16 protein-coding genes are annotated in these 19,592 nt (G+C 73.6%); 6 read left to right on the forward strand and 10 right to left on the reverse strand.

Going from position 1 to position 19,592, the window contains the following annotated elements; translation table 11 throughout:
• Both LY05_RS15540 and LY05_RS09470 read right to left on the reverse strand, forming a co-directional pair.
• Positions 1–2,410: calcium-binding protein (locus LY05_RS15540; RefSeq protein WP_170258941.1), on the reverse strand; the 2,410-nt coding region annotated here is incomplete at its 3' end.
• Between the two features lie 68 nt (positions 2,411–2,478).
• Positions 2,479–2,736, reverse strand: coding sequence for a hypothetical protein (locus LY05_RS09470; protein ID WP_148922992.1), 258 nt, complete (start codon positions 2,734–2,736; stop codon positions 2,479–2,481).
• A 317-nt stretch (positions 2,737–3,053) separates the two neighbouring features.
• Here LY05_RS09470 and LY05_RS09475 point away from each other — a divergent pair, with 317 nt between their 5' ends.
• From LY05_RS09475 to LY05_RS09495, 5 genes are all read left to right on the forward strand, one after another.
• On the forward strand, positions 3,054–4,691 hold the full coding sequence (locus LY05_RS09475) for a GumC family protein (protein ID WP_072747130.1): 1,638 nt from the start codon (positions 3,054–3,056) through the stop codon (positions 4,689–4,691).
• A 76-nt stretch (positions 4,692–4,767) separates the two neighbouring features.
• The gene (locus tag LY05_RS09480; RefSeq protein WP_170258943.1) at positions 4,768–5,556 is read left to right on the forward strand and encodes a CpsD/CapB family tyrosine-protein kinase; all 789 of its coding nucleotides are present in this window, start codon (positions 4,768–4,770) and stop codon (positions 5,554–5,556) included.
• Positions 5,557–5,615: 59 nt separating this feature from the next.
• Positions 5,616–6,953, forward strand: coding sequence for a hypothetical protein (locus LY05_RS09485; protein ID WP_148922994.1), 1,338 nt, complete (start codon positions 5,616–5,618; stop codon positions 6,951–6,953).
• Positions 6,950–7,801: a glycosyltransferase family 2 protein gene (locus tag LY05_RS09490; protein ID WP_148922995.1), complete on the forward strand. Its 852-nt coding sequence runs from the start codon at positions 6,950–6,952 to the stop codon at positions 7,799–7,801. The genes LY05_RS09485 and LY05_RS09490 overlap by 4 nt, the downstream gene beginning before the upstream one ends.
• Positions 7,798–9,186 (forward strand): oligosaccharide flippase family protein, encoded by a 1,389-nt coding sequence (locus LY05_RS09495; RefSeq protein WP_148922996.1) that lies wholly within the window; start codon positions 7,798–7,800, stop codon positions 9,184–9,186. Before LY05_RS09490 ends, LY05_RS09495 begins: the two co-directional genes overlap by 4 nt.
• Here the strand turns inward: LY05_RS09495 and LY05_RS09500 are convergent.
• From LY05_RS09500 to LY05_RS09530, 7 genes are all read right to left on the reverse strand, one after another.
• Positions 9,172–10,188 (reverse strand): glycosyltransferase family 2 protein, encoded by a 1,017-nt coding sequence (locus tag LY05_RS09500; protein ID WP_148922997.1) that lies wholly within the window; start codon positions 10,186–10,188, stop codon positions 9,172–9,174. The genes LY05_RS09495 and LY05_RS09500 overlap by 15 nt on opposite strands.
• A complete protein-coding gene (gene xrtD, locus LY05_RS09505) occupies positions 10,185–11,798 on the reverse strand; it encodes a VPLPA-CTERM-specific exosortase XrtD (protein WP_148922998.1) in 1,614 nt (537 codons plus the stop codon). The genes LY05_RS09500 and xrtD overlap by 4 nt, the downstream gene beginning before the upstream one ends.
• A gap of 10 nt (positions 11,799–11,808) precedes the next feature.
• Positions 11,809–12,465 carry a hypothetical protein gene (locus LY05_RS09510; protein ID WP_148922999.1) on the reverse strand — a complete coding sequence of 219 codons (657 nt, stop codon included), beginning with the start codon at positions 12,463–12,465 and terminating at the stop codon, positions 11,809–11,811.
• Positions 12,466–12,666: 201 nt separating this feature from the next.
• The gene (locus tag LY05_RS09515; RefSeq protein ID WP_148923000.1) at positions 12,667–13,719 is read right to left on the reverse strand and encodes a polysaccharide deacetylase family protein; all 1,053 of its coding nucleotides are present in this window, start codon (positions 13,717–13,719) and stop codon (positions 12,667–12,669) included.
• Entirely contained in the window at positions 13,716–15,014 is a 1,299-nt protein-coding gene (locus LY05_RS09520) for a glycosyltransferase family 4 protein (RefSeq protein WP_148923001.1), read from the reverse strand. Before LY05_RS09520 ends, LY05_RS09515 begins: the two co-directional genes overlap by 4 nt.
• 48 nt (positions 15,015–15,062) lie before the next feature.
• Positions 15,063–15,944 carry an SGNH/GDSL hydrolase family protein gene (locus tag LY05_RS09525; RefSeq protein ID WP_148923002.1) on the reverse strand — a complete coding sequence of 294 codons (882 nt, stop codon included), beginning with the start codon at positions 15,942–15,944 and terminating at the stop codon, positions 15,063–15,065.
• Positions 15,941–16,936 carry a hypothetical protein gene (locus LY05_RS09530; protein ID WP_072747120.1) on the reverse strand — a complete coding sequence of 332 codons (996 nt, stop codon included), beginning with the start codon at positions 16,934–16,936 and terminating at the stop codon, positions 15,941–15,943. Before LY05_RS09530 ends, LY05_RS09525 begins: the two co-directional genes overlap by 4 nt.
• Positions 16,937–17,060: 124 nt before the next feature.
• On the opposite strand from LY05_RS09530, the gene LY05_RS09535 reads away from it, so the two are divergent.
• A complete protein-coding gene (locus tag LY05_RS09535; protein WP_148923003.1) occupies positions 17,061–18,341 on the forward strand; it encodes a glycosyltransferase in 1,281 nt (426 codons plus the stop codon).
• 21 nt (positions 18,342–18,362) lie between these two features.
• On the opposite strand, the gene LY05_RS09540 is transcribed toward LY05_RS09535, so the two are convergent.
• A complete protein-coding gene (locus LY05_RS09540; RefSeq protein ID WP_148923004.1) occupies positions 18,363–19,088 on the reverse strand; it encodes a 4'-phosphopantetheinyl transferase family protein in 726 nt (241 codons plus the stop codon).
• Positions 19,089–19,592 lie beyond the last annotated feature (504 nt).

Consider the following 19,592-nt stretch of genomic DNA (forward strand, 5'->3'; position numbering starts at 1 on the left):
GGATGTCGTGCCAGGTCTCGTACATGTAGACCCGCGCCTCGGGATTGGCGCCGACGGCGAGGTCGTAGAAGCGCTTGGCGTAGCCGTAGGTGTCGGACCAGGTCAGGTGGTTCTGCAGCGGCACCGCCTCGGTCAGCACGACGGCCTCGTAGGCGCCGGTGGCGAGCGCCGCGCGCCCGTCCACGCCCTGCGCCTCGGACGAGTGGTCCCACTGCCAGCTCAGCGGCGCGCCGTTGATGATCTGCGCGTCGATCCGCCCGCCCGAGGGCGCGTCGTCGACCAGGTCGCGCAGCATCAGCGGCAGCGTCGTGCCGATCAGGCTGTGACCGATCATCAGAACGTCGTCGGACAGGGACTGGCCGCCGGGCGCGGGGGTCGGATCGCTCGGCGTGGGGTCGGTCGGCGTCGGATCCGTCGGCGTGGGGTCGACGGGGGTGGGATCAACCGGCGCCGGGGCGGGATCGGTCGGCGCCGGCACGGCGCCGTCGGTCAGGTCGGCCATGGAAACAACGCCTCCATTCTCGAACTCCACGAACTCCACGTCGCGCAAGAAGTCGGACCCGTCGGGGCCGACGAGCCGCACGCCCCCCTCCTCGAGATGCACGACGTAATCGGACGCGGTGCCCGAGAAGACCGCCGTGTCGATCCCCTCGCCGCCGTTGAGCCCGTCATCGCCGGCGCCGCCGACGAGCACGTCGTTCCCCGCGCCGCCGATCAGGTAGTCCTCCTGCACGGTGCCGGTCAGCGCATCGTCGCCCGCGCCGCCCTCGCGGATCACGCCGTTCTGGAAGTGGACGCCGCCGCGATCCTCCCACCAGGGCGTTTCGGCGTTGGCGGCGTAGATCACGTCGCCGCGCGGCGTCGAATCATCGAGGCTCGAGAGGAAGCCCCACGAACCCCACTTGTTCGGCGTCTGCACGTCGCCGAACTGCATGTAGGCGCCGTCGCCGATCGTCTTCCACGACTCGATCGACGCTTCGTAGAGCTGCGCCATCTGCGGGCTGCGCACGAACTCGATCATGAAGTCGGTCAGCTGTTCGCCGGCGCCGTCGGTGGCGAAGAGATGGTGCACGTGCTGCCCGCCCTCATAGGCGGTCAGACGCAGGCCGGCCGCCTCGGCGATGGCCTTGTGCTCGCGCAGCAGACCCTCGAAGAAGGGAATCGACAGCGGATAATCCGGGTCCAGCAGCTTCTGCGCCAGATAGTCGAAGGCGTTGACGTTCGGATCGTTGATGGCGTTCAGCAGATCCTGCCTCAGGGCCGCGTCGGTGCTGGTCGCGCCGCCGAAATAGGTCGTCACGGCCACCGCGTCGAAGGTCTGGGCGGGCGCGACGTAGCCGGACGGATCGGCCTGCCGCCAGATCGGCGCGTCGAGCAGATAGCCCGTCAGCCAGGTGTTGCCGTTATGCGCGCCCAGCGTCTGCACCAGACGATCGTCGGCCTGCTGCCCGAAGACCTCGTCGAAGATCTTCGCCACCTCGGTGGCGCGCTTGACGTAGTAGTCGAAGGGCGCGCTCCGGCCCCACTCGGCCTGGCTGCGCGAATCGAGCCAGTGATACTGCTGGAAGGCGGCGTTCCAGGTCTCGTTCGAATACTCGATGGTGGCCTTCAGCGCCGGGTCCAGATTGTCGCGCACATAGGTGGCGAACTGGCGCACATACTCGTCGCTGGCCTGATGGGGGATGTTGAACCACGGATCGACGCCGGCCTCGTTCGCAAGGCGCACCATCACCTCGACGGGCGGGCCCTGCTCGCCGGTCCAGTGGGCGTCTTCGAACGTGGTCCGCTCGGACCAGTCGGCGACGACCGAGTTGTTGGTCTCCATCCAGTCCATGAAGCGGAACTGGCGGAAGTCCGACACGACCTCGAGGAACTCGGGGTTGAAGATGGCGCCGGCCTCGTGCAGCTCTTCATACTCGGCTTTCACCACCGAGATGTCGCGGAGATATTCGCCGGTCCCGTTTGGATCGGTGCTGACGATTCGCAGCATGAACGGGCCGCCATTGGGGTTCTCGAACACGATCCGCCCGGGCTCGGAGCTGACGACCGTGCCGCCGAAGGGCACGGTGATCTGCCCCTCGCCCTTGTAGGTGATGACATAGGTTCCCGCGCGGGTCGCGGCCGCCTCGGGCTGGCTCCAGTCCCAGAAGGCGTTGATCCCCTCCATCCCCGCCGGGATCGCGGTGGGCCAGCCGTTCTCGTCCAGATAGCCGGACGATTCGAGCTGCTCGTGCGACATGCTCGACCACTGGCCCGACTGGTTCGCCCAGAACGGGCGAGCATTCTTCATCAGGTCCAGGAACGGCATCTCGACCGACCAGTCGTTGAGCGGCGAGAGGTTGATGGCGATGGCGGGATTGGAGTTGCCGACCGCGGACGCGGTCTGGGCGAGAAGCTCTGTAGAAGGCATCAGCACACCCTTCATGTACGCTAGAGCGATGAACACGCGAAACAGCAACCTGCATAGCCGCGAACCAGTCATCGGTCAATAACTGCGTTGCGGTTTGGGAATTTTCCCAAGCGACTATTCAGATTTCTTGCCTTCTTTACGCGCTCCGTCGCCTGCTTTTGCCAATTTTTACCATTCTTGGCCACTGGATACTGTCCAGCGCCGGAGCATCTAGCAGACAGCGCGCACCTTCCTCCATGGGCATTCGCGGCAGTCACAAAAATGTCCCATTGCAAGGGGATCGCGCGCTTTTCTTGGTTGCGCGCATTGACAGGCGGGGCCTTCATGAACGATCCTTGCACCAATATTTCCGTTTTCGACGTGTTTTTTGATTCTATCAGATTCGCTTCGGCGCCATGGCGGCGTTTCTCCGCCCAGTTCCGCGATCCGGCGCCGCGTGCCCGGCGCTTGCGTCAGCCGCCGTTTCACCTGCGCTCCGGGCCGCCTTGCGCGCCCTGATTGGAAGGCCAGACATGAATTCCCGCCGGCGACGCATGCTCGCCCCGCCACCAGCCGACGCCCGCAGCACGGCCCGACTCCGCGCCGGCCGCCGGGAACCGCAGCCGCGCCGGGCCGGCCGCGCGCCGCACGGATCGAGGCCGTCATGACCCAGATCGACGCCGCCCCGGCCCCGGGCCCCGGCCTGATCGGCGACCTGACCTATTGGCTGGCCGTTGCGCGGCGCCGCTTCTGGACGCTGTTCGCGGTCTGGGTCGCGGTCGCGCTGGTGGGCGTGGGGGTCGCCTATGTCCTGCCGCCGGTCTACGAATCGCGCGCGCTGATCCTGGTCGAGACGCAGCGGATATCTCCCGATCTGGTGCGTTCGACCGTCAGCTCGCCCGCCGGCGAGCGCATCGCGCTCATCCGACAGCGTCTGCTGACGCGCGAGACCATGCTGGAACTGGCCGAGCGCCACCGTCTGTTCCCCGAAGGGGCCGACATCTCGCCGACCCGCAAGGTCGAGGCCATGCGCCGCGCCATCGTGCTCGAGCAGGCGCCGCTCGGGAACAATCCGGGCTGGAATCCGGGCGCGGCCGGCGCCACCGCCTTCACCGTCGCCTTCACCGCGGCCGAGGCCGAAACCGCCGCCGCGGTCGTCAACGACCTGGTCACGCGCATCCTGGCGCAGAACACCCGCCTGCGCCGCGACCGGGCCGAGACGACCTCGGCCTTCTTCGCGCAGGAGGCCCAGCGCCTGGCCGACGAGCTGGCCCGCCAGGAGGCCGCCATCATCGCCTTCATGCGCGAGCACGAAGACAGTCTGCCCGACAGCCTCGACTACCGCCGCGACCAGCTCGACCTCTTGCAGGAGCGCGCCGCGGGGCTCGAGCTGCGCCGCCTCGAGCTGGAGCAGGAACGCTCGTCGCTGACCTTCATTCTCGACAGCGTCGAGAGCCCCGCCCAATCGGCGCTCGAGCGCGGGCTCGAGGCGGCGCGCCGCGCGCTGATGGAGCGCAGCGCGGTGCTGTCCTCGCAACACCCCGAGATCCGCAGCCTGCGCTCGCGCGTGCAGGCCTTCGAGGCCGCCGTCGCCGCCGAGCGCGCGGCCCGCGCCCAGGCCCCGGCCGGAACCGACGCGGCGCCGCCTCCGCCCGCCGCGGTCGAGGCCCGCCGCCGCCTGGCCTTCATCGACGCCCAGATCGCGCATATCGGGAACCGGCTGACCGAGCTCGAGGCCCAGCGCGCCGCGCTCGAACGCACCATCCTGGCCACGCCGAACGTCGAGATCGCGCTCAACGCCCTGCGCCGCCAGTATGAAGAGACCGAAAGCCGCTACCGCGACGCGCGCGCCAAGCTGGCCGAGGCCCAGGCCGGCGAGCAGCTGGAGTTCCAGCAGCAGGGCGAGCGCATGGAGGTGATCGAGCCCCCCGTCGTGCCCGAGTGGCCCATCCGGCCGAACCGGCTGAAGATGGCCGTCGCCTCGGTGGCGGCGGGGCTGGCGGCGGGGCTGGGGCTGATCGTGCTGCTCGAACTGCTCAGCGGCGTGGTGCGCCGCTCCGACGACCTCGAGCGCATCGGCCGCCGGCCCGTCGCCGTGCTGCCCTATGTGACCACGACCAACGAGCGCCGGCGCGTCTGGGCCGTGCGGCTCCTGGCCGCGGCGGCGGTCTTCGGCGGCGGCGCGGCGGCGCTGTGGGCGATCGACGCGCATGTGATGCCGCTCGAGCTTCTGGCGCGCAAGGCGCTCGAACGCTCGGGGCTCGAGGGCTGGATCGAGCTGGTGCGCAGGCGTTTGGGATGACGCGCTTGCGCGGGGGTGCGCGAAGGGGGACCATGAGATGCGCAATGCAAGGCGAACGCGCGCGCAAGGGGGCGTCATGAACCTGTTCAAGCAGATCGACTCGGCCGCGCCCGAACCCGTGCGCCGCGCGCGCACGGCCGAGGCGGAAGCCGCCTGGCGCGCCCTGCCCCTGCGCGCGCCCGACGCCGCGCGGCTGCGCGCGGCCCGCGTCGTCACCCATGCCAAGGCCGACCCCGCGCATGTGCCCTTCGACATGCTGCGCACAAGCCTGCTGCAGACGATGCGCCAGCGCGGCTGGCGCTCGGTGGCGGTGACCTCGCCCACCCCGGCCTGCGGCAAGACGCTGACCTGCCTGAACCTGGCCTTCAGCATGGCCCGCCAGTCGGGCGCGCGCGTAGCGGTGGTCGAGCTGGACCTGCGCCGCCCCAGCATGGCGCAGATCCTGGGCGTGCGCGCTCCGGCGCCGGTCGAGCGGATGCTGCAGGGCGACGTCGCCCCCGAAGCGGCCATGCTGCGCCTTGCCGAGGGGCTTGCCTTCGCGCTGGCGCACGGGCCGGTGCGCGACTCGGCCGAGCTGCTGCAGGACGAGCGCACGCGCGCGTCGCTCGAGCGCATGGCGCGCACGCTCGACCCCGATCTGGTCATCTACGACCTGCCGCCCATGCTGGCCGCCGACGATGCGGCGGGCTTTCTGGGCCGGGCCGATTGCGCGCTGCTGATCGCGGCCGAGAACGAATCGCGCGTTCAGGACGTCGAGGACTGCGCCGCGCGGATCGAGGCGGCGGGCAACCTTCTGGGCGTTGCGCTGAACAAATGCGAGTCGCTGCCGCGCAAGCGCTACGACTATGGCTACGGCGGGGCGTGAGCGCGCGAAGCCCCCTTGGCGCGCCGCCCACCCCCCGCGAACGGCGCGGGGGCTGAGCCATGCCCAACGCCCTGGCATATGTGGCGCTGTTCGCATGGCCCGTCGTGGCGCTGGCGATGTTCCGGCGCATGGCGCCGCGGCGGGCGCTGATCTGGACCTTGCTCGCCGGCTATCTTCTGCTGCCCGAGCGCACGGGCGTGGACCTGCCGCTTCTGCCCGCGCTGGACAAGACCTTCATCCCCGCCGCCGCGGCGCTGGCGCTGTGCTGGCCGCATCTGCGCGCGCGCGGCGGCCTGGGCGTGCTGCGCGGGCCCATGGGCGCGCTAGCGGCGATCTATCTTGCCGGGCCATTCGCCACAGCGCTGTCCAATCCCGACCCCGTCATCACGGGGGTGCGGTTCATGCCGGGGCTGAACCTTTACGATGCGGCCTCGTCGGCGCTGACGAACGCGGTGCTGCTCATGCCCTATCTGCTGGCGCGGCGCATGCTGGCCGACGAGGACGCGCATCGCGACCTGCTGACGGCGCTGGCGGCGGCGGGCCTGGCCTACACGCTGCCCGCGCTGTTCGAGATCCGCATGAGCCCGCAGCTGCACAGCTGGATCTACGGTTTCTTCCCGCACGCCTTCGACCAGCAGATGCGCTATGGCGGCTTTCGCCCGGTGGTGTTCCTGCCGCATGGGCTGTGGCTGGCCATGTTCATGGCGATGGCGGTCATCGCCGCGGCGGCGCTGTGGCGCCTGGCGCCGCAGGGCCGCCGCGCGGCGCGGGCGGCGGCCACGGCCTGGCTTCTGGGCGTCCTCGTCCTTTGCAAGACCCTGTCGGCCACCTTCTACGCGCTGGCCTTCGCGCCGCTGGTGCGCTTTGCGCCCTTGCGCTGGCAGGTGCTGGCCGCCGCGCTGGCGGGCGGGGCGGTGCTGCTCTATCCGATGCTGCGGGGGGCGGATCTGGCGCCGACCCAAACCGCGCTCGAGCTGGCCGCCGCGGTGGACGAAGAGCGCGCGCAATCGCTCGGCTTTCGCCTTGGCAACGAGGACGTCCTGCTTGCCCGGGCCAATCTGCGCCCGTTCCTGGGTTGGGGCGGATATGGCCGCAGCCACGAATACGACCCGGCGACGGGGCGGGATCTGACCATCGCCGACGGGCGCTGGATCATCGTCATCGGCGCCTTCGGCTGGCTGGGCTATCTGGCCGAGTTCGGCCTGCTGACGCTGCCGCTGATCCTGGCCGCGCGCAGGCGCGCGCCGGTCGCGCCCGCCACGGCGGCGCTGGGGCTGATCCTGGCGGCGAACCTGATCGATCTGATCCCGAACGCATCGCTCACGCCGCTGACCTGGATGATCGCCGGGGCCCTGGCCGGGCGTCTCGAGGCCGAACGCGCAAGGAGACCGACATGAACGAACGCCCCGCCCGCGAGCCCCTCGACGCCGCGGCCGCCAAGGCCCCCCGCCTCGGGGTGGTGACGGCCTGCAACGACCGCGCGACGCTCGAGCGCAACCTGATGCGCTCGCCCATGCTGGCGGCCGGCGACGTCCCCGTCGAGATCGTCGAGGGCGCGCCAAGCGCCGCCGTCGCCTACAATCGCGGCATGGACGCGCCCGCCATGGCGGAGGTCGATCTGGTCATCTTCGCCCATCAGGACGTGTTCCTGCCCCAGGGCTGGGACGCGCTGCTGCGGCTGCGCGCGGCGCAGACGGCCGCGCGCGACCCGGACTGGGCCATGCTGGGCTGCTACGGCGTCGCCATGGACGTGATGGGGCGCGGCCCGGTCTGGTCCAGCTCGATCGGCGCCATCGTCGGCCGACCGCCGCCCGAACCCGAGCCGGTGCAAAGCTATGACGAGATGCTGATGGTCATGCGCCGCGGCTGCGGTCTGCGCTTTGACGAGAGCCTGCCCGGCTTTCACATGTATGGCACGGACATCGTGCAGGAGGCCGCCGCCCGCGGGCTGCGCTGCTACGCCGCCGCGCTGCCCGCCATCCACAATGACGGCTTCCACCCCAATCTGGGCCCCGACTTCGCCGCCGCCTACCATCACGTCCGCCGCAAGTGGCGCGCCCGCCTGCCGCTGTGGACCCCCGTGACCAAGGTTTCGCCATGGGGTCTGGCGCTGCGCAGATCGGTGCGCGCCAATCTGCGCACCATTGAGGCGCGGCGCGCCATGGCCCAGCCGCCCGAGCGCGACCCGCTGTTCTACGCCGAGCTGTGCGGCTGGCTGGACGTGACGCCGAGCGCGGCGGAATGACCGCGCCGCCCGCCCCCGCCGGTCTGGCCGGCCTGCTGCGTCGCCTTGGGGGCGGCGGGCTGCTGGCGCGCGCGGCGCGCGGGGCGGGGTGGACGGCGCTGGGCTTCGGCGGCGGTCAGGCGCTGCGCCTGGCGTCGAACCTGGTGCTGGCGCGGCTGCTGTTTCCCGAGGCGTTCGGCCTGATGGCGCTGGTTTCGGTGTTCCTGACCGGGCTGGCCATGTTCTCGGATGTGGGCATCGGCCCCTCGATCATGCAAAGCCGCCGCGGCGAGGATCCCGCCTTCCTGGACACCGCGTGGACCATGCAGATCATGCGCGGGGCGCTGTTGTGGCTGGCCTCGTGGGCGGCGGCGGGGCCGGCGGCGCGCTTTTACGACGCGCCGATGCTGGCGCAGCTGCTGCCGGCGGCGGGGCTGACGCTGCTGATCGCGGGGTTCAACCCGACGCGGATCGAGCTTGCGCAACGGCGGCTGACGCTGGGGCGGGTGATGGCCGCGGATCTGGGCGCGCAGCTTGCAGGCGCCGCCGCGATGATCGCGCTGGCGCTGGCGACGCGCTCGGTCTGGGCGCTGGTGCTGGGCGCGCTGGTCGCGGCGGCGGCCAAGCTGGCGCTCTCGCATCTGATGCTGCCGGGCCCGCGCAACCGCCTGCGCTGGGAGGGCGCGGCCGCGCGCGAGCTGATCGGCTTCGGCAAGTGGATCTTTCTCAGCTCGGCGCTCGGCTTCGTCGTCGCGCAGGGCGATCGGGCTATCCTTGGCCGTTTCCTGACGCTGGACATGCTGGGCATCTACAACATCGGCTATTTCCTGGCCTCGGCGCCGATGATGCTGGCCGGCGCGGTGGTCAGCCGCATCATGATCCCCGTCTATCGCGACAGTCCGCCCGCGGCCGATCCGCGCAACTTCGCGCGGCTGCGCCGGCTGCGCTTCGCGCTGAGCGGGGCGGCCATGGCGCTGATCGCGCTCATGGCCTTCGCGGGACCGGCGCTGGTCGATGTTCTGTATGACGCGCGCTACCACGCCGCCGGCGCCATCGTGACGGCGGCGGCGCTGGCGCAAATGGTGCAGGCGCTGGGCATGACCTATGACCAGTCGGCGCTGGCGGCGGGCGATTCGCGCAGCTACTTCTGGCTGTTCGCCGCGCGCGCGACCTTTCAGACGGCGTTCATCCTGCTCGGCGCCACGCATGGCGGGCTGCTGGGCGCGCTGATCGGGCAGGGACTGGCCTTCGCCGCTTCGCATCCGCTGATCGCCCTGCTGGCGCGCAAGCATGGCGCCTGGGACCCGCTGCACGACGCCGTCTTCGCGCTGGGCGGCATGGCGCTGGGCGCGGGCGCGCTCTGGCACGCGCGCGAGGCGCTGGGCGCCTTGTCAGGCGTCGGGTGAACCCGCCCCCCGCGCCGGACGCCGATACTCGATCAGGCGCGACGGGCGCCGCAGGGCCCGCCCGGCCATGAAGCGCAGCGCGCCCTGCGCCTCGGCCGCCTTGCCCAGCACCGTCAACGCCGCCAGCGGCCATGCGCGCGGCGCGCCGCGCGCGCGCAGCGCCAGGCGCGCCGTCTGCGCCGGCCAGGCGGCCAGCAACCCCAGCGCCGCCGGATGAACCAGCGCCGCGCCCGCCAGCGCCGCGGCGGGCAGCGCCGCGCCCCACAGCAGCGCCCGGCGGGTCTCGGCCACCCAGTGGCGCTCGGGCGGCGCGCCGTGCAGCGCCGCGCCCTCGGCAAAGGCGTGGCCCGCCCGCACCGAGCGCCGCCACCACTGGCCGAAGCGGCGCATGTCGGCGTCGTGCCACGTCATCTCGGCGTCGAGCCGCCAGATCCGCCAGCCGGCGGCGCGCAAACGCACGCACAGCTCGGGCTCTTCGCCGGCGATGAGCGAGTCGCGCCACCCGCCGACCTGTTCGATCGCCTCGATGCGCATGAGGGCGTCGCCGCCGCAGGCCAGCGCCTCGCCCACGGGGGTGTCCCACTCGGCATCGCAGGCGGCGTTGTAGATCGAGGCGTCGGGCCGGCGCTCGCGCCGGCGCCCGCACACGGCGGCCACCTCGGGCCGCCGGGCAAGAAAGGCGCGGGCGGCGGCGATCCAACCCTCGCGCAGCTCGCAATCGCCGTCCACGAACTGCACCAGCGGCAGCCGCGGCGCGATCCGGCGCAAATGCGCCAGCCCCGCATTGCGCGCGCGCGCGGCGGTGAAGGGAATGCTCATGTCCAGCGCCACCGTCTCGGCGCCCAGGGCGCGCGCGGCCGCCACGCTGCCGTCGGTCGAGCCGCTGTCCACATAGACCACATGCGCCGCGTCGCGCCGGGCCGCGCGCAGGCAGGCGCGCAGGCGTTCGCCCTCGTTGCGGCCGATGGCGACCACGCCCACATCGGCGGCCGGCGCGCTCATGGCGCGCCCGCCGGCGAGAAGGGCGCCAGGGCCGGCCCCATCGCGCCCAGAAAGCGCGCCATGCGGGCATCGGCGCGCGCCAGCGCGTCCGCGCCGCGCCCCGCATCGGTCACAAGACGCACAAGCGCTCCGTCCGTGCGCCCCAGCATCAGCCCGTCGCGCAGGATTCCCAGCTTGGCCGCCAGATCCGAGGGCGTGCGCCGGCCCGGCTGCTCGAACCAGAAATAGACCAGCCGCCGGTCAAGCCCGCGGCGCACCACCGCCCGCGTGACGGTCAGCCCCGCCGCCCCGCCCAGGGCGGGGCCAAGATCGCGCGGCGCCATGGTCTCGACCTCCCACCCGCCGCCCGGCATGCAGATGCGCGGCGAGTGCAGCCCGCCGCGGCTCTGATCCTCGTGCCGCACGATCAACAGGTCCACCGCCTGGTCGGCGGGGCCGGCGCCCGGGGCGTAGACGCGCCACAGCATCTCGTCGGCGCCCAGCGCGGCGCGCAGATCCTGGCCGGCCGGGCGGGCGAAGGCCAGACGCCAAGCGCCCAGGCGCTCGGGAAAGGCGGCCAGCGGCGCCAGGTCGGGGCTGCGGCTCGGGCGCTCGGGCGCCAGCGCCCAGCCGGCGGCGGCGCCTGCCGTCAAGGCCAGCGCCGCCAGCATCGGCCCGCTTGCGCGCGCCGCCGCGACCTGGCGCAGCCGCGCCCCGGCGCCCGTCAGATCCACATCCATCGCCGCCCGCAGCGAGCGCGCGCCCCCAAGCCGCGCCAGCAGCGCCGTCAGCGCAAACAGAGCGGCCACGGTCAGCGCGAACAGCGCCCAGCCCTCGAGCAGGTGATCGACCCCCTGCGCCGCCGCCGCGCCATGGCGGCTGGTCAGCACGCCGGCCAGCGCGACGCGCAGCGCGTTGGCCGCCACCGCAAGGGGCGCGGCGGCCAGCATCAGCAGCGCCTTGTGCGCCGACGGGCCGCGATAAAGCACCGCCAGGACGAAGGCGAAGCTCATGATCGGAAACAGATAGCGCAGCCCCGAGCACGCTTCGGCCACGAACAGCTTGTGCACCCCAAGGTCGATGACGTTTCCGTCAAGCAGCGCCGGCGCGCCGGCGGCGCGGATCAGCGCCACCCCGATGTTCGAGGACAGAAGCTGGAGCCCCGAAGAGACCTGCCAGTAGAGCAGCCCCGGCAAGGGCAGCATCAGAACCAGATGCGCCGCCACGGGCCAGAAGCGCCGCCCCGCTCGCCAGCCAAAGCCGGTCAGCAGAACCCCGCCGACCCAGGGCGGCAGCGCGTAGGCCACGACCTCGGGCAGCCCGGCCAGGCGCCCGCCCAGCGCGATCAGCGCCGCCAGCGCGATCAGCGCCAGCCCCTGCCAGCGCCCGCCCTCGGCCGGCGCGGCGGGCGTGCGCCGCAGGATCTTCAGGAAGATCAGCCCCGAAAGGATCAGGATGACCGGGCCATGCCCGTATTCGACCTGCGACCAGGCCCGCGCCAGCGCGCCCAACCCCGGCGCGAACAGGGCGGCCGCCGACGCCGCCAGCGCGGCGGCGGGCAGCGCCGCGCCCCAGCCGGGCCGGGCGACGGCCCCGGCGCGCGCGGGGCCGGCCTGCGCAAGCGCGCTCACGGCGCCCCGCTCAGGCGCGCGCGCCGCGTCCGCGCAGCGCCAGCGCCAGCGCGCCGAGCGCCGCCAGGATCAGGCCGAAGGGACCGGGGCCGGGCGTGGCCGAGATGCCGTCCTCGAAGCTGACCCGCAGGCCCGAGATGCGGAAATCGTCGTTCCAGCCCGCGGCGCCGATGCCGAACAGGTCGCCGAACCAGGCGGGATCGAGCGCAAGCGTGCTCAGCCAGCCGCCCGAGGGCAGATCGAACACCGCCGCGCGCTCGAGCGCGCCGGTCCCGCCCTCGACGAACAGCGCCGCGTCGTCGTCCGAATCGACGCGCGCGAAGCCCACGCCCTCGATGCGCACCGCCCGATCGAACGAGAAGATCAACAGATCGCGGCCGATGCGCCCGTCGATCTGGCCGCCGTCCATGAACCCATTTCGCACCCCGAGCCCGGACCTCGCGCGCGTCACCTGGGCCCATGGCCAGATCCGGCCGAAGGCCTGCACCCCTGCGGTGACGGTCAGCGCCAGAGAGCCCTGAGCGAACGAGACGCTGTCCGCCCGCCCCAGCTCGGACGAGCCGGCAGGCAGGCGGAAGTCCAGGTCCACCGTCGCGGCGCGCGCCCCGCCGGGCAGCGCCGCAAGCCCGACGGCGGCGGCGAAAATCAGCTTATGAAATCGAAGCATCATCTTGCTTTCCCTGGCTTGAAACGACTGCGCGCGCCCGCGCAGGGGCAAGCGATCGAAACAAGCGTTGCGAGGGGACGCGGCCTGAAAACGGCGGCCAGAAGGCACGAAATGGGGCCGGCCCCGACAATCCGGGCGGGCGGCCTTGACGCATCATCTTACCGCCGATGGCGCCGGAACTCAATGGCGGCGGCCGCGCGCCTACAATCCGGCCAGGCGCAGGCGAAAGCGGTCGAGCGAGTCATACCGGCCGACGGCGATGCGCGGATAGGCGTGCCGCCGCGCGCCGCGCTCGAGCAGGAAGCGGCCCTCCGCCGGCCCCAGCGCGGCGGCCGAGGCGAAGCCCTCCTGCGCCGCGATGCGCGCGACCTCGTCGGACCAGTTGCCGTTCGGCCAGGCGAAATGCGCCGGCGCGCGCCCGGTCCATTGCGCCAGCAACGCGCGCGAGCGCGCGATCGACGCGCGCGCGGCCTCGGGGGCGATGCGGTCCATCAGCTCGTGCCCGTGGCTGTGGGCGCCGATGGCGATGCGCGGATGCGCCGCCAGTTCGCGCAGCTGCGCAAGGCTCATCGGACCGAGCCGCGGACCGGGGGGCGCGGGCGGCGCAAGCGCGACGACGGATGCGGCGGCTTCCTCGCGCCGATCCGGCGGCAGGGCCTTGAGCGCCTCGAGCAAGGCCGAGATCGCCGGCCAGCGGCCCGCGCCGGGCGGCGCATCGAAGCGGCGCAGGCCCAGCCCCTGCGCCCGCAGATCCAGCGTGAAAGGCGCCGGCGCAAGCAGCGCGTTCATCACCCGGTCGAACCAGAAGGGGCGCCCCGTCTCGATCTGCGCGGTGGCCACGAAGATCGTCGCGCACAGCCCCAGATCGTCCAGCAGCGCCGGCAGAAAGGCATGCAGGCTGGCGTCTCCGTCGTCGAAGGTCAGCGCCGCAAGCGGGCGCGGAGGCGGACCGGGACGGCGACGGGGCGGCGCGTCGAGCAGCGCCAGCGCCTCGTCCAGCGGGACCACCTGCCAGCGGCGGGCCAGCTCGGCGAACTGGGCGCGCAGGTCGCCCAGGCGGCTGACCGTCCAGGCTTCGGGCCCGGCGCCGTCGGGGCCGATGGCATGCCAGCACAGCACCGCCGCCGCGCCCCGGCGCGCCGCGCGGCGGCGCGCCAGCGCCGGCAGGGGACCGCGCGCCAGCGCCGCGATTCCCGCCCGCCGGACCAGCGCGCGCGCCGCCCCGCCGCGCCTGGGGCCGAGGCCGTCGCTCATGTCGATTGCGCGAACAGCTCGGCCAGGCGGGCGGCCTCGGCGTCGATCGCGTGTCGGGCGCGCACCCGGGCGAAGCCGGCCTCGGCCATGCGCGCCAGCCGCTCGGGCGGGGCGGACAGACAGGCGTCGATGGCGCGGGCGGCGGCCTCGGCATCGCCGGCGGGAACAAGCCAGCCGTTCTCGCCATCGACGACCAACTCGGGAATGCCCGCGATCCAGGTCGAGATCACCGGCCGCCGCTGCGCCATCGCCTCCATCAGAACGACGGGCAGCCCCTCCATCAGGCTCGGCTGCACCACCGCGGTGGAGGCGCGGATCAGGTCGCGCACCTGATCGCTCGAGATCCAGCCCGTGATGGTCGCGCGCGCGTTCAGGCCCAGCTCGGCGATGCGCCGCTCGATCAGCGGGCGCATCTCGCCGTCGCCCGCCAGGATCAGCCGCGCATCGGGATGCGCCCGCGCGACGGCGGCGAAGGCGTCGAGCAGGATCGGCTGCCCCTTCTCGACGCAGAAACGGCCGATGCACAACAGCTGCGGCCGCTCGGGAAAGGGAGCGGGATCGTCGGCGAAGAAGGCGTCCTCTAGGCCGCAGCGCACCACCTGGATGCGCGGCCAATGCTCGGGCGCGGCGCGGCGCATGAGCTGCGCGCGGGTGTAGGCGCTGATGGCGGCGACGAATGCCGCGCCGGCGATCTTGCGGTCGAGCGCCAGCCCGTCGGCGTGGTCGAACTCGTCCGAGCCGTGGACGGTGAAGCTGTAGCGGGGCCCGCCCAGAAGCCGCAGAAGCAGCGCGACCTCGGCCGCGTTGGTGCCGAAATGCGCGTGCAGATGGGCCACGGGCGCGTCGCGCAGCAGCTCGAGCAGCCGGCAGGCATGCGCAAGATAGGCCAGGTGATAGGGCAAGGGCCGCATCCCGCGCCGCCCCATGGCCAGCGCCGCGCCCAAGGCCCGCGCGAAGCGGCGCGGCCGGCGCAGCGCCACGCGCAGCGCCGCGGCCGCCAGCGGCGCCGGGCCGCGGCGCAGCAGGTGGCGCGTGCGCGCGCATTCCTCGGCGTCCGAGGGGTCGGGCGTCGGGTTGTCCCACCCGCGCAGGGCATAGCGGTCGACCCGCACGCCGAGGCGCTCGAGCGCCTGGATCTCGCGGCGGATGAAGGTGTGGCTGACCTTGGGATACTGGTTGACGAGGTAAGCCACCCGAAGCCCGCGCGCGGCGGCGGGATCGGCGGCGGGATCGGCGGCGGCATCCGGGCGCGGCGGGGCGTCGGCCTTGTCGGCGGCGTGGGCGTCGTCCTTCAAAGCGGCTTCTCCATGAAATCGGGTTGGCGCGGGAATGGCGAAGGGCGCTCAGCAGCGCACGCCCGAAAGCGGCTCGGCGCAGACCGCCTCCCATGCCGTGCGCTGCAGAAAGGCGGCGATCCTGGGGGGCGGCGCGGGAAAGGGCTTGCCGTAGCGGTCGCGCAGCGTCGCGGGCAGGCCCGACGGATCGCGTCCGACGATGGCGGCGAAGTGGGTCATCGCCACAAGGTAAAAGCCAAGCGCGTTGGGGTGAATGTCGTCGGCGAACAGGGCCCGCGCGCCGTCCAGCCCGGCGGCGGCGCCGCGGCGGGCGGCATCCTCGACGCGGGCCATGGCCTGCCCGGCCGGGATCAGCAGCACCTGCCCGGCCCCCAGACGGCCGGCATCCGCGGCCGCCTTGCGCCAGAGCGGCAGCTCGGCCGCCACCCGCGCGCGCCAGGGCTGGTCGTCGTGATCGTCGTAGGCGCAGCCTTCGGGCGCGCCCGATCCCAGGCAGGGCCAGGTCTCGTAGAGATAGACGCGCGCATGCGCCCGCCCCTGACGCGCCAGCGCGGCGAAGCGGGCGATGTTGCGCGCCGTGTCCGACCAGCGCAGATGGGCGCGCAGGGGCTGGGCCTCGGTCAGGACCAGCACTTCGTGGCCGCCGGCGGGCAGCAGGGCGCGGGCGTTCGCGCCCTCGGCCTCGGCGGCGCGCTCCCAGTTCCAGGAAAGCGGGGCGCCGTTGGTGATCTGCGCATCGACGCGCGCGCGCAGCCCGAAGGCGCGCAGCGCGTCGGCCAGCATGTCGGGGAGCGTCCTGGCCACCAGGCTGTGGCCGACGAACATCACGCTCAGCCGCGCCGGCTCGGCGGCCTGCGCGGCGGCGCCCAGCGCCAGCGCCAGCGCCAAGACCGCGCCGACGAGGCGCGCGGCAAGGGGGCGCGCGCTCATCGCGCCGCCTCGGGGCGCAGGCCCGTGAGCGGATCGCCGAGGACCGCCAGCCACGCGGCCCGCTGCATCAGGGCGGCCGCCGCCGGGCCGGGCGCATGCGCGGGCGCGCCGTCGGCCTTGCGCAGCGCGCGCGGCAGGCCGCGCGGGTCGCGCCCGTAAAGCACCGCGAAATGGATCAGCGCCATCATGTAATTTCCCTGGTCATTCAGATGGATGTCGTCGGAAAACAGATCGCCCGCGCGGCGCAGGCCGTCGGCCGGCCCCTCGTCGCGCAAGAGCCGATCGAGAATCGCCAGCGCCGAGCCCGCCGGGATCACGCAGATGGGCCGCTCGATGCCCTGATCGCGCAAGGCGGCAAGAGCCGGGCGCAGAATCCGCCCGCGCCAGAACTCGTCCGGGTCGGCGTCCAGCCGGGCCAGCCAGGCCGCCTCGTCCCTGTCGCGGGCGGGCCAGGTCTCGTAGAGGCACACGCGCGCGTCGGGGTTGCCCTGCCACGCCAGGGCCGCCCAGCGCCGCAGATAGTCCCAGCTGTCATGCCAGCGGATGGCGTCGCGGATCTCGACCATCTCGGTCAGAACGACGGCGTCGTAGCCCCCGCCCGCCAAAGCCTCGGCCGCGGGGCGGAAGCGGGGATGGGCGTTCTCGGTCTCGAAGCCGTTGATGGGCAGGTCCGGCTCCCAATGCTCGCGCAGGCTGGTTCCCCATCCCAGCTGGCTGGCGTGGTCGTGCCCCGGACCCATGGCCGCGTCGGCCAGCTGGCGCAGCATTTCGGGCATGTCGCGCCCGACCAGGCTGTGACCGAGGTGAAACACGCGTAGCGGCCGGTCGGGCGCGGAAGCGGGCTGCGCGTAGAGCGCGCGCATGGACGCGTCATCCAGCCCCTGCGGCGCGCAGCGCGCGGTTAGCCCGCAGGCCGACAGCGCCAGCGCCGCCAGCGCCCATGCGCGGCGGAGCGGCCGCCGCGCCAAAATGAACCAAGCGCCCCTGCTCATGCCGCATCCTAACCCGAATCGCGCGCGCCCGGCGCGGCATTTTCCTGCGCCGGACCGCGCGCCGTGCTATGATCCTTCGCGCCCGAGCCGCGATTTTTGCGGCGGCGCGCTGTTGGGGGGCGCGATGAGCGATGATTTCCAGGGCGCCCGCGCCAAGGCGGGCGATACGCTTCTGATCTACGCGCCCGTTCCGCTTCACCGCGCCGGCGGACGGCCCGACGGCGCGCTGACGCTCGAGGGGCAGGCCTGCAACGGCCTGCGCCTGTGGGCCGAGAATTTCGCCCGCGTGATCTCGATGATGCCGCTGGCCGAGGGGCCGCCGCCGCCCGACTGGGTGCCGCTGACCGAGGTCGGCCCCTCGCTGGAGCGCATCCGCATCGAGCCGATGCCCGTCGCCTGGCGGCCCGACCGCTTCCTGCGCGCCCTGCCTGCCGCGCGCCGGCGCATCCGCGCGCTGATCGACGAGGCCGACTACCTGTCCTTCTCGATCGGCGGGCTGTTCGGCGACTGGGGCTCGGTCGCCTGCGTAGAGGCGCGGCGCATGGGCCGGCCCTACGCGGTGTGGACCGACCGGGTCGAATCCGAGGTCGTGCGCCGCTCGGCCGGCGCGGGCCCGTGGCGTGCGCGCCTGCGCGCCCGGCTCACCCACCGGCCGATGGCGGCGCTCGAGCGGGCGCTGATCCGGCGCGCCGATCTGGGCCTGTTCCACGGCCGCGAGACCTACGAGACCTACGCCCCCTTCTGCCGCCGCCCCGAAGTCGTGCACGACATCCACATCGCCGCCGCCGACCATATCGCCCCCGAGGCGCTGGCCGCCAAGGCCGCCGCCGCCGCCGAGGGGCCGCTGCGCATCGTCTATGTCGGCCGCGCCGACCCGATGAAAGGGCCGCTCGACTGGGTCGCCGCGCTGGCGGGGCTGGCCGCGCGCGGCGTCGATTTCCGCGCAACCTGGCTTGGCGACGGGACCGAGCGCGCGGCCATGCGCCGCGAGATCGCCGCCGCCGGGCTGGACGAGCGGGTCTCGACGCCCGGCTTCGCCGCCGACCGGGACGCGGTGCTGGACGCCCTGCGCGCGGCCCATGTCTTCCTGTTCTGCCACAAGACCCCCGAATCGCCGCGCTGCCTGATCGAGGCGCTGATCTCTGGCACGCCCATCGTCGGCTATGACGGCGCCTTCGCCCGCGACCTGATCGCGGGCCATGGGGGCGGGCGCCTGGCGCCGCTGAACGACGCCGCCGCCCTGACCGAGATCCTGGCGCAGCTGGCCGCCGACCGCGCCGCGCTGGCCGACCTGTTCGCGCGCGCCGCGCGCGACGGGGCGCCGTTCGACGACGTCTCGGTGTTCCGCCACCGCAGCGAGCTGATCCGCGCCGGCCTGCCGCCGAGGCGCGCGGCCGCGCAATGACGGGGCGGGCGCGGACCGCTTTCAGCGGCGGCTGACCGGCGCCTGGCGCAGCGCGACCCCCGCCGCGACCAGCCCGCCGGCGAAGGCGAAGCGGCCCTCGAGCCGGTCGCCGGGCGCAAAGGCCCCGGCCGGGCGCAGGAAGACCGCCGCGAAGCGCCCCGCGCGCCCGTCCGGGGCGAAGCTCCAGTCGATCCGCATCCCCTCGAAGCCGAACAGCGCCCCGGTCAACGGGTATTGCGCCTTGTAGGCGCATTCCTTGGCGCAGAAGATCAGCTTGGCCAGCCGGCCGCGCTCGGCCTCGGGGCGGGCTTCGAGCGCCTCCGCCTCGGCGGGAACCAGGATCTGCGCGCGCAGCGCCGGCGCCAGCGGTGCGGCCCCCTCGACGTCGAGGCCAAGCGCGCCGAAGGCGTCCGCCCGCGCCGCCGCCGCCGCGCAGGCCGCGGGTCCCGTCGCGCCCGGCCGCGGCGCGGTGTGCGAGATCGAGCCGACCGCCCCAGCCGGCCAGACCGGCGCGCGGTCCGCCCCCATCGGGATCGCGGCCGGCGCGATCCCGAGCGACGCCAGCGCCGCCCGCGCCGCGCGCCGCCCGGCGGCGAACTCGCGCCGACGCGGCTCGACGGCGCGGGCCACGGCGGCCGCCTCTTCTCCAAACAGGCCCGACGCGGGCGCGCGCGGATCGGCCGCGGCCACCGCCACCCCCGCCGGGAACAAGCCGCGCGCCAGCGCCTGGACGGCTTCCGGGCTCATCGGCCGAAACCCGAAGGGCGCGACGCGGCGCCCGCGCGCCCTTTCGCCGGGCGCGGGGGGGTGGGCGCGCGTCCTGCGGCGGACGCGCGCGCCCCGGGCGGGCGGCGCCGAGGCGCGGCCGCCCCCGCGCGAAATTCATCGGCGGATTCGCGAACGCGCCAACGGATCTCCACGCGGCGCGCCTCGAGCCCGACGGCCATCCCGGCGCGAATCCTCTCGCTGGCCGCCGTCGCCCGCCGCTTCGCGGCCCGAAGCCGCGCGAGGGCGCGCCCACCCGGCCGGGCCGCTGCGCTCGGGGTCGGACACCACCCCGCGCGCGCCTGATGCGCGGGGAGAGGCAAGAGCAGGAAGGTGCACTTCATCGCCGCCATCTCTCCCCAACAACGCGGCCGGCCCGCGCGCCACGGCGCCGCCTCGGCTCTGCAAAGGGGCGCCGGGGCGGGTCTTGCCCCCATTGCCCGGCGAGCGACGCCGCCGCAAGGCCGTCCGGGACGGCGCCGGCCC

The organism is Oceanicella actignis (assembly GCF_008124525.1).
In the GTDB taxonomy this organism is placed as follows: Bacteria; Pseudomonadota; Alphaproteobacteria; order Rhodobacterales; family Rhodobacteraceae; genus Oceanicella; species Oceanicella actignis.

What these genes read in the sequence shown, in the direction of transcription:
- LY05_RS09540 (WP_148923004.1), bottom strand. Translation starts at nt 19,088, where the DNA reads ATGAGCCCGGAAGCCGTCCAGGCGCTGGCGCGCGGCTTGTTCCCGGCG.
- LY05_RS09475 (WP_072747130.1), top strand. Translation starts at nt 3,054, where the DNA reads ATGACCCAGATCGACGCCGCCCCGGCCCCGGGCCCCGGCCTGATCGGC.
- LY05_RS09485 (WP_148922994.1), top strand. Translation starts at nt 5,616, where the DNA reads ATGCCCAACGCCCTGGCATATGTGGCGCTGTTCGCATGGCCCGTCGTG.
- LY05_RS09480 (WP_170258943.1), top strand. Translation starts at nt 4,768, where the DNA reads ATGAACCTGTTCAAGCAGATCGACTCGGCCGCGCCCGAACCCGTGCGC.
- LY05_RS09535 (WP_148923003.1), top strand. Translation starts at nt 17,061, where the DNA reads ATGAGCGATGATTTCCAGGGCGCCCGCGCCAAGGCGGGCGATACGCTT.
- LY05_RS09515 (WP_148923000.1), bottom strand. Translation starts at nt 13,719, where the DNA reads ATGAGCGACGGCCTCGGCCCCAGGCGCGGCGGGGCGGCGCGCGCGCTG.
- LY05_RS09500 (WP_148922997.1), bottom strand. Translation starts at nt 10,188, where the DNA reads ATGAGCGCGCCGGCCGCCGATGTGGGCGTGGTCGCCATCGGCCGCAAC.
- LY05_RS09490 (WP_148922995.1), top strand. Translation starts at nt 6,950, where the DNA reads ATGAACGAACGCCCCGCCCGCGAGCCCCTCGACGCCGCGGCCGCCAAG.
- LY05_RS09530 (WP_072747120.1), bottom strand. Translation starts at nt 16,936, where the DNA reads ATGAGCAGGGGCGCTTGGTTCATTTTGGCGCGGCGGCCGCTCCGCCGC.
- LY05_RS09510 (WP_148922999.1), bottom strand. Translation starts at nt 12,465, where the DNA reads ATGCTTCGATTTCATAAGCTGATTTTCGCCGCCGCCGTCGGGCTTGCG.
- LY05_RS09495 (WP_148922996.1), top strand. Translation starts at nt 7,798, where the DNA reads ATGACCGCGCCGCCCGCCCCCGCCGGTCTGGCCGGCCTGCTGCGTCGC.
- LY05_RS09470 (WP_148922992.1), bottom strand. Translation starts at nt 2,736, where the DNA reads ATGAAGGCCCCGCCTGTCAATGCGCGCAACCAAGAAAAGCGCGCGATC.
- LY05_RS09525 (WP_148923002.1), bottom strand. Translation starts at nt 15,944, where the DNA reads ATGAGCGCGCGCCCCCTTGCCGCGCGCCTCGTCGGCGCGGTCTTGGCG.